Origin of the sequence: Vibrio panuliri, assembly GCF_009938205.1 — a bacterium.
GTDB lineage: Bacteria > Pseudomonadota > Gammaproteobacteria > Enterobacterales > Vibrionaceae > Vibrio > Vibrio panuliri.
Window position 1 is genome coordinate 1164129 of record NZ_AP019655.1, and the last position, 14462, is coordinate 1178590.

The 14462-nt window shown below is 44.7% G+C and carries 11 protein-coding genes; 7 read left to right on the forward strand and 4 right to left on the reverse strand.

Annotated elements, in window-relative coordinates; genetic code table 11:
- Positions 1–8: 8 nt before the first annotated feature.
- On the reverse strand, positions 9–860 hold the full coding sequence (locus tag GZK95_RS19945) for an AraC family transcriptional regulator (RefSeq protein WP_075715826.1): 852 nt from the start codon (positions 858–860) through the stop codon (positions 9–11).
- Positions 861–1407: 547 nt separating this feature from the next.
- Between GZK95_RS19945 and GZK95_RS19950 the strand changes: the two genes are divergently transcribed.
- The 7 genes from GZK95_RS19950 (at position 1408) to GZK95_RS19980 (ending at position 11715) form a co-directional block, all read left to right on the forward strand.
- The gene (locus GZK95_RS19950; protein ID WP_075715827.1) at positions 1408–3726 is read left to right on the forward strand and encodes a penicillin acylase family protein; all 2319 of its coding nucleotides are present in this window, start codon (positions 1408–1410) and stop codon (positions 3724–3726) included.
- Complete coding sequence (gene fepB / locus GZK95_RS19955) at positions 3726–4646, forward strand: Fe2+-enterobactin ABC transporter substrate-binding protein (protein WP_075715828.1); 921 nt, start codon at positions 3726–3728, stop codon at positions 4644–4646. Before GZK95_RS19950 ends, fepB begins: the two co-directional genes overlap by 1 nt.
- A gap of 127 nt (positions 4647–4773) precedes the next feature.
- On the forward strand, positions 4774–5697 hold the full coding sequence (locus tag GZK95_RS19960; RefSeq protein ID WP_139315087.1) for a FecCD family ABC transporter permease: 924 nt from the start codon (positions 4774–4776) through the stop codon (positions 5695–5697).
- 1 nt (position 5698) lies between these two features.
- Positions 5699–6757: a FecCD family ABC transporter permease gene (locus GZK95_RS19965; RefSeq protein WP_075715829.1), complete on the forward strand. Its 1059-nt coding sequence runs from the start codon at positions 5699–5701 to the stop codon at positions 6755–6757.
- Between the two features lie 14 nt (positions 6758–6771).
- The gene (locus tag GZK95_RS19970) at positions 6772–7599 is read left to right on the forward strand and encodes an ABC transporter ATP-binding protein (protein ID WP_075715830.1); all 828 of its coding nucleotides are present in this window, start codon (positions 6772–6774) and stop codon (positions 7597–7599) included.
- 396 nt (positions 7600–7995) lie between these two features.
- A complete protein-coding gene (locus GZK95_RS19975; RefSeq protein WP_075715831.1) occupies positions 7996–10050 on the forward strand; it encodes a TonB-dependent receptor in 2055 nt (684 codons plus the stop codon).
- A gap of 141 nt (positions 10051–10191) precedes the next feature.
- Positions 10192–11715, forward strand: coding sequence for a carboxylesterase/lipase family protein (locus tag GZK95_RS19980; protein WP_075715832.1), 1524 nt, complete (start codon positions 10192–10194; stop codon positions 11713–11715).
- 469 nt (positions 11716–12184) lie between these two features.
- Here the strand turns inward: GZK95_RS19980 and GZK95_RS19985 are convergent, their stop codons facing one another.
- The 3 genes from GZK95_RS19985 to GZK95_RS22565 form a co-directional block, all read right to left on the reverse strand.
- Entirely contained in the window at positions 12185–12754 is a 570-nt protein-coding gene (locus tag GZK95_RS19985; protein WP_075715833.1) for a dTMP kinase, read from the reverse strand.
- The gene (locus GZK95_RS19990; protein WP_075715834.1) at positions 12742–13998 is read right to left on the reverse strand and encodes a B12-binding domain-containing radical SAM protein; all 1257 of its coding nucleotides are present in this window, start codon (positions 13996–13998) and stop codon (positions 12742–12744) included. Before GZK95_RS19990 ends, GZK95_RS19985 begins: the two co-directional genes overlap by 13 nt.
- Positions 13999–14091: 93 nt before the next feature.
- Positions 14092–14412 carry a ParE family toxin-like protein gene (locus GZK95_RS22565; protein ID WP_075715835.1) on the reverse strand — a complete coding sequence of 107 codons (321 nt, stop codon included), beginning with the start codon at positions 14410–14412 and terminating at the stop codon, positions 14092–14094.
- Positions 14413–14462: the final 50 nt, after the last annotated feature.

Sequence of the window (14462 nt, forward strand, 5' to 3'; positions counted from 1 at the left end):
AATCTCTCCTATATGGGGAGATTAATGTCAACTTCGAAATATTGCTCGTCTGGGTTAACCACTCTATATGAGTCAAACCTAATTCGATTATCCAAACTGTAACCACTGTTAGGCAGCCAGACATTAAAAATGCCTTTATAGTCGTGGGCAATGACGCTTGGGTTTCCTTTCGCTGAGTAAGATGCAAACCTCCCGCCTTTGATAATGCGAGTGTCCGCGGTACTGTGTAGCGGTAAACGAGTATCAGGATCTATTTTTATACAAATATCATAGATACAACGGCTCTTATCTGTGATGTTTGGGTCGCTATAACATACGTCTATTAACTGGGAAGCATCTTGGACTAGGCAACTATGCTCATCGATAAACTTCGGCCAATGATGGACAAGATCGCCATAGTCACCAATATAGCGTCGATAGATTACTCGTATATCTTCTAATTCTTGAATCACTACATTTTTATTATAGTATTCAAAGTCTTGATATATAAACTCTTTCCCATCGACATGGCTTACTAAGTCAAATTTCTTGTCTTTCTTGAGTTTTCTAAATTTCGCAGGAGAGATCCCATGGTGCTTAGTAAATGCTGAGCTGTAGTTGGATGAGCTGTATCCGTAACCTAAACCAATATTGGTAATACTATTGTTGGTATTAGCCCCTAGTACGATGGCACTGTCTTCCATTTTCAGGCGTTTAATTAACGAATAAATACTTTCGCCGGTAGATTTTTTAAACAATCGACTAAAGTGAAATTTTGATAAGTTACAATGACTTGCCACCTCTTCCACACCTAGCTCATTGGTTAGGTTGTCGAAAATGTACTCGATGGCATTGTTAATGGTCTTATTGGTTATTTCCATATAAAAATCGTTTTTATATCAATAGCTTGATTCTGCACAAACTAAATACTTCCGCCTAGTATTCCCACTACCCCTTAAAATTTGGCAGGAATAGCACAAATTCAGAAGTATAGAGAGATAAAACTTCGTATCATCACTGGTTTGTTAATGATAATGATTATCATATCAAAAAGAAAGGACATTGAGGCAGCAGCTTTGAGATGATCAAATGGATTCATTGATTGTCTGAACCGGTTGTTGATCAAGTGTCGGGTAATTGTATTCCCAAGTAACCTTGAGATGCTAGGTTCAGCGAGAACTACTTGGTTTGATAGTAAGGCATTGCTTTGCCGATCTAGTGGTTCTAAATCAAAAAGCGATAACGCGGCTAGCGAGCTAAGCAGACTCGTCCTTCGGGAGCCTTTCACTCGCTTCACTTCCGCGTTAGAGGTATTGAAAATAGAGCTGCTATTTCCTTCACCTCTGCCTTGAATCGAAACCAGTGACAAAGCTCTGAATACTGCATCTTGAAGCCACTTGGGTATAAAAACTAGGATGAATAAACAGCATGACTCAGTTTTCTCAATCTGTTCCAGAGAGCGAAACGTTAACCTATAAAAACCAAGGAAAATTTAGCCAAGTAGAGATTTCATGGACCGAGATGGATGTCCCTCGTATCCAAGCAGAAAACTATGAAAGCTTAGGGTTTGGTTATGGCTATGCTCATGCCCGAGATAGGTTAATTGAACTGGTTGGGCAGGCAATAGCAATGCGTGGCCAGCGCTCAAAGTATTATGGGGCTGAAGCCTTCTCGACATTAGGTTTTCTCAAAACCACTAACCTCAACTCTGACTTAATGTTCAAACTTAGAGTGCCAGATGAGTGGGTAAAGGAAGAATTTGAACGACTAAATTCAGAGACCCAAGACTATATCGTTGGCTATGTGAATGGCCTTAACTACTTCGTTGATAACCTATCTGAGACTCAATACCAGCAGATCATTGGTCAAGAACCGATGATTCGATTCGAAGTTGAAGACGTTGTACGCTTTACCATGCGTTTTGGGGTGATGAAAGAGCTGATTGAAATCGGCCCCCATTTGGTTGCAACAGCTAATTGCATTAACGCTAACACACCAAGCGATCAGGAATCGCCACATAGCAAGCCAGTTGAAGTCGAAGGCGGCTTTGGCAGTAATGCATGGGCGTACGGTGGAGATGTCGTTGAAGGTGATAGTGCTATCTTGGTTGGGAATCCCCATTCTGCTTGGCAAAGAAACCCACATCAAATACGTATTTACATGCATCAGTGTCACCTAACGATTCCGGGTGAGCTTGATGTGGCAGGCACCACTTTCTTAGGCTTTCCATTGCCGTTGACCGGCTACAATGCCGATGTTTCTTGGAGCATTTTGGATGCCGCGACTGTCACTTCTTACGTTATGCAATTTATGGATGTGAAGATCGAACAAGGCTCGATTAAGTACTTGCTGGATGGCGACTATAAATGCGCAACTATTCGCCACATTGATATTGAGACACTGCAAGAGTCCGGTGAAGTCACCATTCAAACCTACCCGTTTGCACAGTCACATTTAGGGACACTTTTCCAGCTTCCTCAATCGCCAAATAAGCCAGCAGGCTGGTATGCAATCACTAACCCAGGTGAGAGGAACGCTAAAGGCTTAGATCAGTTTTTGTCTGCCGCTAAGGCTCGCTCAACCAGAGAGTTTATCGAGCAGATTGAACAGCATCGCGGTGTGCTTTGCCAGCTTGTTGTGGCGGACAAGCATGGCGATGTAGGTTACGTGGTCGCCGGTAATGTTCCGCCAATCACAGACGAAACAATGGCAAGTGCGCATATTGGTATTGAAGGTGTCGCGTTTAACATCTTAGATGGCAGCCAGACCAAAAACTCGTTCCGTGACAATAACCAGAGACCACTGCTTGCGGCCAAGTCATTTTATCCCAGCATTATCTCACGTGGCATTATCCACAATACTAACAACAGCTATAAATACAGCGAGTTTGGTCAACAGCAGCCTGACTACCCATCTGTATTTGGTCAACACAAACAACTGCATACACTCGCAGCAGCTCGGCTTGACTATGATCCTCGCCTGATCATGTCATATAAGCGAATGCAGGAGTTAAGCGCCAACGGCAAGATTAGCGCTCAACAGGCGCTAGAGGTGGTATTTGATAACCGCAACTACGCCGCAGAAACCTTTCTTGATTGGATTTTAACTCTAGAGCCAAGCGATTGCACAGCGCCAATCAAGCAGGCATTTCAAGTATTGGCAAACTGGGATCGCAAGAACAACCCAGACAGTCGCGGGGCGCTACTGTTTCATCAGCTCTGGGGGAAGGTAGTCAAGGCTAAGCTAGTTAGAGTGGTCGGTTTTGGTAACCCTGAGGTTGAATCAGAACTCCTTCATACGCCACAAAGCCAAACTGCGATATTAGAGGCATTAAAACAATCAGTTACAGAGCTTGAACAACTTGGTTTTGCCTTGGATACCGCCTGGGGAAGCGTTCTCTATCAAACAGCAGAACAACGTCCCATTTCCATGCATGGAGGCTCTTATGAGCAAGGCGTTCTTAATGGAGAAATGCCCGCGGAACTGACTCGCGATGGCTTTGCGTACATTTTATTTGGAACCGCATATTTGCAGCTAACTCAGTGGCGGGACGGTTCTATTTGCCCGCAGGTATTATTGGCACATGGTCAGCGTGATGGGCGCGACTCTTTGGCTCGCACCCAACAATTAAGGATGTTTTTGGATAAAGCGCTCTACCCGATGCCTTATTCAACATCCCAGTGGGAGAAAACCAAGCTCACCAACAAAGTGACTATCTCTACATTTGACAAGAGTCTTAATCATTGATGAAAAAGATTATTTTAGCTCTGGTGGCTGTATTAACCGCAGCCGCCTCAACCAGTGCTCTGGCTTGGCCGAGAAGTTTTGTTAATGCCGATGGAAGCAGCACAACCATAATGGCTCAGCCAACTAGAGTACTTTCTACCTCAGTAACCGTAACGGGTACTTTGCTCGCCATTGATGCGCCGTTAATTGCAAGTGCCACCGACGCTGCCGGTGGCTTTTTTGGTCAATGGCAGGAAGTGGCAACTGAACGCTCAATAAAGAAACTTTGGCCTGCTGGCAGTGTGGACCTTGAATCGGCTTACCTTGAACAGCCTGATCTGATTGTGGTTTCCAAATCTGGCGCTGACTCAGCACTCAATCAAATTAAAGAGCTTCAATCAATTGCGCCAACAATTATTGTCGATTACAGCACCCAATCATGGCAGGAGTTAGCTAAGCAGTTGGGTGAGGCATTAGGCAGTGAAAAACAAGTTGAAAAAACAGTTGCTGAGTTTGACTTACTGGTTGCGAAAGCCAAGACCCAACTAAATCTTCCAGAAGGAAAAGCCAATATTATTAGCTACCATGGCCCCGGAGTGACCAATGCCGTAGCAAAACCAGAAGGGGCACATGCCCTACTACTGTCGGCTTTAGGCTTTCAGCTTGAATCGCCAGACCCTAACTGGCATACCGGCCCTGCTTTTCATAGTGACTTTTTGCGCGTCAACTATGAAAAGCTAACTCAGCTTACCGCTGAGACCAGTTTCTTACTTGAGGCGACTGATCAACGTGCCCAGCGCTTAATGTCAGATGAAGTTTTACAGAACCTACCATCGGTAAAAAACCAGCAAGTGTATGGGCTTGGTGAGAATACGTTCCGTGTTGATCTATATAGTTCGAAAGAGATTATCAACAATATGCTTAAGCGATTTGGAAGTTAGGGTCTAGTGAGTGATTGTGCCAGAAAAATTGAACTCAGTGACCGATCTCGCGGCTCACATTGAGCAGCGAAAAACAGATCGAATAAACATCCCTTTAGTGCTAGCCGTTATATGTTTACCAGTTTTGATGCTGCTCAGCATTTTTGTTGGCTCAAGAGACATTGCCGCAGCCACCACTCTAGAGGCGCTATTTCACTTTGATGCAGATAACTCTCAACACCTAGTTGTGCACCACTTGCGAATTCCACGAACTCTACTTGCTGTCGTGGTTGGCGCGGCGCTTGGAGTCTCTGGCATCATCATGCAAGCCCTGACTCGCAACCCTTTATCTGATCCGGGGATCCTTGGGGTCAATGCTGGCGCAATGACCATGGTAGTGATAGGTATTGCACTGTTCGGCCTAACGAGCCTCACAAGCTATGTTTGGCTTGGGCTGTTAGGCGCTGCATTGTCTGGTTTTATGGTTTACCTTTTTGCGGGCAGGGGAAGGAAGGTTGATACCGTTCGAGTGGTGTTATCGGGCACCGCATTAACCATTATGCTGCTGGCGGTCACCAGTTTGATCACCATTAATAGCCACCAAGAAGTCTTTCATCAGTATCGTCACTGGTCAGTCGGTTCATTGCAGGGGCGTGGCTATGACGTTCTATATACCGTCACTATTTTTATCGCTGTTGGACTGCTGATGTCGTTAGCCTTAGCTAAGCCATTAGATTCGATAGTTTTAGGCTTTGAAAAAGGCATGACACTAGGCGTTAACCCTAAATTCGTTTGGGCTGGCTCTTGCTTAGTCGTAACGATATTGGCGGGTAGCGCCACTGCTGCTGCAGGCCCGATTAGCTTTCTTGGTTTGACCGCCCCACATATTACTAAGCTCATTGTCGGAACCGATCATAAAAAACTTCTGCCAGCATCTATGCTGATTTCAGCGCTACTGTTGCTTTGCGCCGATATATTAGGCCGCATTGTTGGTCATCCCGATGAAATAAGTGCCGGAATAATGGTGGCATTGATTGGCGGGCCTTTTTTCCTATTTTTAATTAGGCGTTAGTGTGGTTACCGTTACAAAAGTACTTTTCTCTCGACATATCTACGCGCTGCGTTTTAAGTCAGCTTCAATTAGGGTGAATATTAAGAATGTATCGATTGCAGCCTTAATGTTGCTTACCGTATGCGCTTTGACTCTGTTTGCGCTAAGCGTTGGCAAATTGCCTTTTACTATGACTCAAGTTATTGAGTTGCTGCTTGACCCGCAACGTGCTGAATCTGGCTTTCAAGCCAAAATTTTATGGGATATCCGTTTACCTAGAGTGATTACCGCAGTATTTGCCGGTGCTGCACTGGGGATAGCGGGTTCTATCTTTCAGTCCATTTCACGTAATCCCTTGGGCTCACCCGATATTATTGGTTTTACCTCTGGGGCGGCAGCGGGCGCCCTGATTCAGATCATCTATTTTTCTGCTGGCTCTATTCAAGTCGCAGTTGGCGCGATTATCGGCGGGCTCGCAACCGCTGCGGTCGTACTGGCGCTCTCTTATCAAGGCGGTACCATCAAGCGTCAAAATATCGTGTTAACCGGAATTGGTGTTGGCGCTATATTGAGTGCATTTAACGGCCTGCTACTCGTCAAAGGGGAGATAGATAGTGCCATCACCGCCAACCTCTGGCTAGCGGGGTCACTCCACGCCAGAACTTGGGAACATGCCCTCCCCGTGTTCGCAGGCGTTGTACTATTGCTGCCGCTCGCAAAACTATTTTCCGCCGCTATTGCTGGCTTAGAGTTAGGGGAACTGCGTGCCCAGTCGTTAGGTATACGAGTGCTGAAACTGCGCCTGATCATGACGATAATAGGTGTATCACTGGCCGCATTAGCAACCGCATCAACTGGACCGATCGCTTTTATCGCCTTGGCTGCCCCGCAACTCGCCGTCCGATTAAGAAACACCGCTAATTTGCCGATTATCTCATCCGCTTTGATGGGAGCACTGATACTGCTTATCGCTGATCTCATCACTCAATTGGTTCCACTTGATATCAATCTACCGATTGGAAGAGTGTGCGGAATTATTGGTGGATTCTATCTGCTGTGGCTCCTGACCAGAACCCGTTAACTAAGTAATCTATTATGCATATTTCTGACTCTGTAACCGCTAAAAACCCATCGCTCGGAGCGCAAAACCTCACACTAGGCTATGGCTCAAAGATCATATGTGAAGCCTTAGACGTCAACATCCCAAGTGGAAAATTAACCGTGATTGTTGGCCCCAATGGCTGCGGGAAATCGACCTTGTTAAAAAGCCTCTGCCGCCTACTGAAACCGAAACAGGGGCACGTCATGTTAAATGGTGAGCAGATACAGCGGATGCCAAGCAAAGAGATCGCTAAATTACTCGGTTTTTTGCCGCAAAGTTCTTCCACACCTGAACGGGTGAGCGTTGCTGAGTTAGTTGCCCGCGGTCGGTATGCTCACCAAGGGCTGTTTAGCCAGTGGAGCCCGGAAGATGAGCAAGCAGTTAAACAAGCGATGCGTATTACCCGCGTCGAAGAGTTTGCAGAGTTATCCGTGGATGCACTTTCAGGTGGGCAAAGACAGAGAGTCTGGATTGCGATGCTGCTGGCGCAGAAAACGCCCATCCTTATGCTTGATGAACCAACGACCTATTTAGATATATCCCATCAGCTTGAATTGCTTGAGCTGTTTAAAAAGCTCAACCAACAACGGGGAAACACGGTCGTTGCTGTATTGCATGACTTAAACCAAGCCTGTCGGTACGCTGATAATTTAATTGTATTGAGCGGCGGTAAAATTGTTGCTCAAGGCTCCCCAGAAGAACTGATGACTGAGTCGCTAGTTAAGCAAGTATTTGGCCTAGACAGCCTAATTGTTCCTGACCCGGTGACAGGCTCGCCAATGATAGTGCCTAAAGCGCCATGGATACCAGATGTACTGTGAACCAGATGTACTTTGAACCGATGTACTTTGAACCATAGTTACCTAGCCTATCGTTGCCGCTTCGCACCACCCATTTATCTTCCCTGATCGAAAAGCACAAATTCAGAAGTATGTGCCAACAACCCTTAGTAACATACGCCCAACCAATGAGAATGATTATCAAAGTCACGATGTGTATAGCACGATAAATTGGCTAAAAATAATGGTATGCAGTTAGTGGGGCCTCATTTGAGTTCCCATTTATAGAGCATGACCTAACGACAATTGTCACGTTATTTACGTGTCGGAAAATTAACAAAGCAGTGCTAAGCCGTATCCACAACGAACTTAAAATCGAGGTAATGTAAGCCACAAGCGCTTGTAATACGGCGACTGAAAAATCAGGAGAATGACCAAATGGAATTATTGCGCACGGAGCGCTCAGCGAAAAGCCAGCCAAACCGATACCAGCTCAGTACCCTTGCCGCAGCAGTTGCCTTTGCTTGTTTTGGCATCCATTCAAGTTTGGCTATCGCCGCTGAAGAGACGAAAGATGGCATAGTGCCAACCCTAGTGGTTTACGGTGATAAAACCGAGCGTTCACTTCAAGAAACCAGTGCTAGTGTTGTTGTTTTTGACCAAGATTCGATGGAAGAGAAAGGCATTAACACGACTCAAGACCTACTAAGGATGAGCCCGAACATCGTTGATACTGGTTACGGTAACCAAATTGCGACCGTACGAGGATTAGATGGTTCTGGCCCAGGAGTTGGCGCCGCCGCGTTTATCTCTGGCGCTAAGCCGAGACTAAATGTTTCCTTGGATGGACGAGCACTCACCTATAATGAACTCGCCTATGGGCAGAGCTCAATGTGGGATATACAGCAAGCCGAAGTGTATCTTGGCCCACAAAGCTATATCCAAGGTCGAAACTCGATTGCCGGTACAGTCGTATTAAAATCTAATGACCCTATTTTTGAACGACAATTTTCAGCCAAAGGCGGGTTGGGCAACAATAGTTTCCAACAAACCGCCATCGTATATAACGATGTGCTTGTTGATGATCAGGTCGCATTTCGTATCAGTGCTGATAGGCAATATCAAGAGAGTGCTGTAGCGCTGGTGAGCTATGACCCAGCAGGGGATTCCAGTGAAATTGAGTCCAATGTCATTCGAGCTAAATTACTTGTAGAGCCAAGCAAGATCCCAGAACTTTCTTCTACCATCACCATTTCACACAATGATACGCGTGCACCACAAGGCGAGTATGAGCCAGATGACTCACCATTTGCCCCGTTTCCTTCCAAACGTCCGGTGTTTGAAGGCAAGTCGAATAGCTATGTATGGGATCTCACCTACGGTGCCACATCCAATATTGAGTTGGCATTTAATACCAACTACACCGACTTTGAAATAGAGCGTATTGTTCCAACGGGCGACCGGTTTGCGGCAGAGATTCAAGGCACGGAATACCATATTGAGCCATCGCTTCGATATCGCTCCGATTCAGAACAGCTCGATCTTCTGGTGGGTGCAAGATATTTCAGCAATAGCCAAGATGATGCGATTAATGGCATGGGAAACTATGAGGATGAAACCAAAACACAATCTGTTTACTTACAAGCCATCTATAACCTAACCCATAGCCTAGTGCTAACAGCAGTCGGCCGTTACGAAAGTGAGAAACGCTTTAGACAAGGTGGCGAAGGGCTGTTTGCGCTGGAGCTTGATGAAACCTACAACAACTTTTTACCTAAGTTAGCGTTGGCGTGGCACTCAGACAAAAACAACACCTTTGGCGTGAGTGTAGCGAAAGGCTCTAGTTCAGGTGGTGCCGGGGTAAGCTTTACCACTATGCCACCAGAAATTTACACATTTGATGAAGAGTCGGTTTGGAACTATGAGCTCTTTACACGCCACCGTTTGATGGATCAAAGCCTGCAGCTTACAACCAACATCTTCTTTAACGACTATGAAGACCTACAGCAACTTACTGGCTCAACCATTTCCAATTTAGATGGTGCCAAGTCATATGGCGCAGAGGCCACGATGGACTGGTACGCAACTGACGATCTCAGTCTATTTGCGAATGTGGGCTTATTAAAAACCAAAATTAGTGACACTACCCAGAGCATCTATGACGGCAAAGAGTTTGCTCGTGCACCAGGGTTTACTGGTGCCGCTGGACTAAACTACTGGCTAGGTAATTTCGAGCTCAATGGTAATGTTCAGTACGTGGGTGATCACTACTCAACCACAGACAATATCGAAGAAGGTAAGATCTCTGGATACACCACTGTAAACGCTTCGATTGCCTATGTGTTCGACTACGGTCATATCAAGCTATTTGCGAACAATCTATTCGACTCTGATGACGTTATCCTTTATGAAGCTCGAGGACAGGTTTATACCGACTCTCCTCTCCTGCAAAAAGCTCGCACTGTAGGGTTATTGGCGCAGATTGACTTCTAAATCTAGACTTGGCCAGCATCATTGATGTTGGCCTTTTTTGGACAATCACCACCACGCAAGGCAAGCAATATTGCTCAAGCGGCGTTCCCTCCCCCAGCCTTAATAAGCAAATCATTTCTTACGCTGTTTTAGAGTGTTTTTATGTTTCAAACTCCCCCTTTTTCTGATTTAGACGACAAACTTCTTGAACTAGATAGCGGTCTGCTTTTGGGAAGTGTTAACCGAGATAGCAGACTCTCTATTTTTAAGGGCATCCCTTTTGCGGCGCCGCCTGTAGGTAATCTGCGTTGGGCTCCTCCTGCACCGATTGCCAAGTGGCAAGGGATACGCAGAGCCAAAGAATATGGCGCATCATGCATCCAAACTCCGCCTGAAAAAGGATCTTTCTATCAAAAAGAATTTTTGCCCACACCTCATGTTTATAGTGAAGATTGCTTGTATCTCAATGTATGGGCGCCAGAGGCAAAAGTTAACGAAGAACTCCCCGTATTGGTGTGGTTTTACCCGGGAGGTTTTGTTTGGGGCTCGGGTAGCGATGATTCCATTGATGGGACGGCACTTGCAGCAAAAGGCGTGGTAGTGGTTACCATAAACTACCGAGTTGGTGTTCTAGGATTTATGACGCATCCGGAATTAACCCAAGAATCACCGAATCGCACATCAGGCAATTATGGCTTACTTGATCAAATCGCAGCCTTAGAATGGGTGCAGCGTAATATAGGCCAGTTTGGTGGCGATAAAAATAACGTGACGATTTCTGGTCTGTCAGCCGGTGCAATCAGCACGCATATTTTGTCTGCCTCGCCGAGGGCAAAAGGATTATTCCACAAAATTATTGCCCAAAGTGGCTCTGTCTTTGCGATGAAAGGACACGCAACGCTTGAAAATAACGAGGCTGCAGGTATTGAATACGCTAACCGTTTAGGCGCAAGTTCAATCCATCAACTTAGAAAGCTATCACCTCAAGCGTTGATGGCAAAACCTTATAAAGCTTGGCCTGTTGTCGATGGTTGGCTGCTACCTGAGAGCGTATCTAAGGTATATGAAAAAGGGCTGCAAATGGATGTACCTATGCTTATTGGTGGTACATCAGAAGAAGCGGCGACCTTGCCACTTGATGTGATGAACTTAAGTACCTTTGAGTTATGGGCGGAACACTCATTTGGTGGATACGCGCAAGAATATCTCAAACTCCATCCAGCCAAAACAGACCGTCAAGCATGGGAGCACTTCGTTTCAACCAAAACCGAGTCAATCCACTGGGCGATGCGAAAGTGGGCATATCAACAAATCATGTCAGGCTCTAAGCCTATCTATCTGTATTCATTTAACAAAACACCGCCCGGTGAACTTAGTGCCCAACATGGCGCCTATCATATGGGAGATTTAGTTTATGCCTTTAACAACCTAGATACCGTCGATAGACCTTGGGCTAAAGAGGATAGAGAATTAGCTGAGTTGATGTCGACTGCTTGGGTAAATTTTGCCAAAACAGGCAACCCAAACGGGGGGAATTTACCCTTTTGGCCTGCGTACCAAAGTAAAGACGGTGTCATCATGGTGTTTGACCGTAAAACCGAAGCAAAGGTAGATAAACTGAATAAGGCGTTACACCAACTGTTCGACAAAGAGTTTGCAATCAATCACGGTTATTTGAGGCTTTAATTGCCATCCGCTTGGCATTACATTTGGCTGGTTAAACCAATGATATCAGGAATGGCTGACAACGTTGTTTCACCTCAATCTGATGAACCTTTGCAGGGGTTAGTACCGAAAAAGTAAACGCAAAATGGCTGAAGACATCACTTGGTGGTCTGTCCTTAAACAACGTACCCCAAAACAAGGCTTCGTAACATGTCTTTGGACATTTCTGTGTCAGTGCTTTTGCTAAATTAGAAATAAACGAATAACTACAGGTATGGGAAATGACCGTTTATTGCATGAGTAAAAATCATACCCGTCTATATTGCTGATGACACGGAAAGGGGTAATTTCGTGTTACATACCCCGTCAGCTTACCTTTGGGCAAATCTGAGTTACACACTCCCAAATAAGCAGTTCATGAATAAATACAAGCATGAAAATTCACGCACTCAATCAGAATAAATATACTTATTACTCCCTATCTAGGCAGTTATGCTAGACTATTCAATATATTATCGACGATCACTTCCACGCTTTGCGAAGCATCTACCATGAGCCACTCACCTACAGGCTTCCTATAACGCATACCTATATAAAAACTACGCAGTTCATCATTTGCGTGCTCAGTTAATGTCTGTTTGTCTTCAAGCGTACAGTGGTTTCTATTGTTAATTCTTGCAATGCGTTCATAAACAGACAAATCAAGATAGACAGTAAGATCTGGTGGGAGGAGTTCACTTTCAACCTCATCAAGTTTGTAGCATTTTCTATTGCTCATCCAGTGGTGATACACTTGAGTTGACAACCAGTAACGGTCAACCACTACGTGCTGACCAGAATCTATCAAACGTTGAGCTTCATCTGCCACGTTGAGCACGGTAGCCATGTAAAACAATTGTCTCGCTTTGGGGCTATGTTCGAACACCATATCAAGTTGTTTACGTATATCTTTAAAAACCGCTCCTGGCGTCGTTAATAATTTCGCATTTAACTTTTCTGCTAAGTGTTTTGACACTGTCGATTTACCACTACCATCGAGACCTTCGATTACGATAAACATGCTGAGTCCTCTAGGTTTGTTAGTTTCATGGCTAACGCTCTCATAGCCTTCCATTCATCTTTTGTAAAACTATCGCTTTCGATAACATGTGGAATCCCCGAGCCGTCGATATGACCTTCCTTAATACCGAATAACTCTTTATCAGCTGCTAATTTCGTGCCTTCTAACAACATCAACGGAAATGCCTTAACCTCTGAGACTCCCCTACGTTTAAGAAAATCAACGCTCTCGAAAAAACTTTCTAGCGTTTGCGTCGGTAACCCATAAATGAGACTGACCTCAAAAGACACCCTCTTGTCCTGAAGCATGGAGATAGCCGAAGATATTTTCTCAATATTGTTGCGTCGATTGATTACGATAGATTCAGACTTGATTGCAGTCTGTAAACCAAACTCGAGATGAGTATTTAGCTTTGAAAACAACGCTAACAAACGCTCATTAATGTCCTCAAAACGCACTTGAAAGACGAGTTCTGCTTCCAATCCAATCCCAATTGCGTACTCCAATATCTCGTATGATCTGCGTCCTTTTCGAAAGATTGGGTCTAAAACATTAATTCGCTGAACGTTTTTCTCTTTGAATAAGTCCAGCTCCTTCTTAATTGTTTCCATCGAGAAATCATGTACTTTATTGCCTGCCACATCACGGTGAGCACAAAATGAACACGCATAATAACAACCACGTTGCGTTTCCCAATGCACCATTGGCTGGTATTCATCAAGCTCAATCGAACCATTTAAATATGGTGAATGACGTGAAGCAAACTCAAACTTGTTGTCTAAAATAAGTTTGCAGATCAATTTATCCTGCATAAACGCTTCTGGCAATGAGGCTTCTGCATAGCTGGGCAAGTAGATATCACCACTAGGATAAAGTGCTTCACAGCTCGACTCATGAACCTGGTATCCCCCAAGAATAATGTTTCCCTCAAAACCTTTATCCTTAAGTTGCGTTATCAAGGGCTCAATTAGCTCGGTGTTCCATACGTAACAACCCAGAGCTAACCCATCAATCTCTTCCAGCTTATGTTGCCCATTGATTATGTTTACTATCTCCCCTGCTGACAGGTTAAGTGCCTTATTTTTATTCATATCAATTGACAGGTGTTCAGCCGTAAACTTCTTACCGTAGTCCTTGTGCTGCCTGCACTCGGATAGAAGCACCCCTGCTGCAAAACTAGTCGCACTTTTACCTTTTTGAGTGTAATCAAACGTTACTAGCAGGCATTTTTTATTCTTACTCATAACTAAATCCATAGTCCTATCTATGCAACAACCACAAAGCTATACAACTCACTTTTTTAAGCTTCGCACTCTCATAACCAACTAATAACAATATTAAAAATGCTTAAAATGTTGCTCATATCCTTGTCGTCGACAAAGCTTGAAAGTAAGTCGTTTGTTCCCTTTAGATAGGATTAAGCGAAAGCTACGCCCAATTCTGAATCGAATCAGGGATGGATTAGATCTAATGTTTTTACCGCCTAGCACAGTAAATGGCGTACCGAGAGCAATTGAGTTCACTACACTCAATGTTTTTTGACGAGTCGAGTTTGGCAGATCGCGCCAGATTTTTTTATCTACAAGACAGATACAGTCATAGTTTGATCTGGTCAGATCAGGACTGCTTTGTTGGTATTTGAATACAATATTTCGCATTTAGACGTACCTTTTTTGTGTTGGTACGTCTATACGCATAGAAAAATGAT

What these genes read in the sequence shown, in the direction of transcription:
- GZK95_RS19945 (WP_075715826.1), bottom strand. Translation starts at nt 860, where the DNA reads ATGGAAATAACCAATAAGACCATTAACAATGCCATCGAGTACATTTTC.
- GZK95_RS19950 (WP_075715827.1), top strand. Translation starts at nt 1,408, where the DNA reads ATGACTCAGTTTTCTCAATCTGTTCCAGAGAGCGAAACGTTAACCTAT.
- fepB (WP_075715828.1), top strand. Translation starts at nt 3,726, where the DNA reads ATGAAAAAGATTATTTTAGCTCTGGTGGCTGTATTAACCGCAGCCGCC.
- GZK95_RS19960 (WP_139315087.1), top strand. Translation starts at nt 4,774, where the DNA reads ATGCTGCTCAGCATTTTTGTTGGCTCAAGAGACATTGCCGCAGCCACC.
- GZK95_RS19970 (WP_075715830.1), top strand. Translation starts at nt 6,772, where the DNA reads ATGCATATTTCTGACTCTGTAACCGCTAAAAACCCATCGCTCGGAGCG.
- GZK95_RS19975 (WP_075715831.1), top strand. Translation starts at nt 7,996, where the DNA reads ATGGAATTATTGCGCACGGAGCGCTCAGCGAAAAGCCAGCCAAACCGA.
- GZK95_RS19980 (WP_075715832.1), top strand. Translation starts at nt 10,192, where the DNA reads ATGTTTCAAACTCCCCCTTTTTCTGATTTAGACGACAAACTTCTTGAA.
- GZK95_RS19985 (WP_075715833.1), bottom strand. Translation starts at nt 12,754, where the DNA reads ATGTTTATCGTAATCGAAGGTCTCGATGGTAGTGGTAAATCGACAGTG.
- GZK95_RS19990 (WP_075715834.1), bottom strand. Translation starts at nt 13,998, where the DNA reads ATGAGTAAGAATAAAAAATGCCTGCTAGTAACGTTTGATTACACTCAA.
- GZK95_RS22565 (WP_075715835.1), bottom strand. Translation starts at nt 14,412, where the DNA reads ATGCGAAATATTGTATTCAAATACCAACAAAGCAGTCCTGATCTGACC.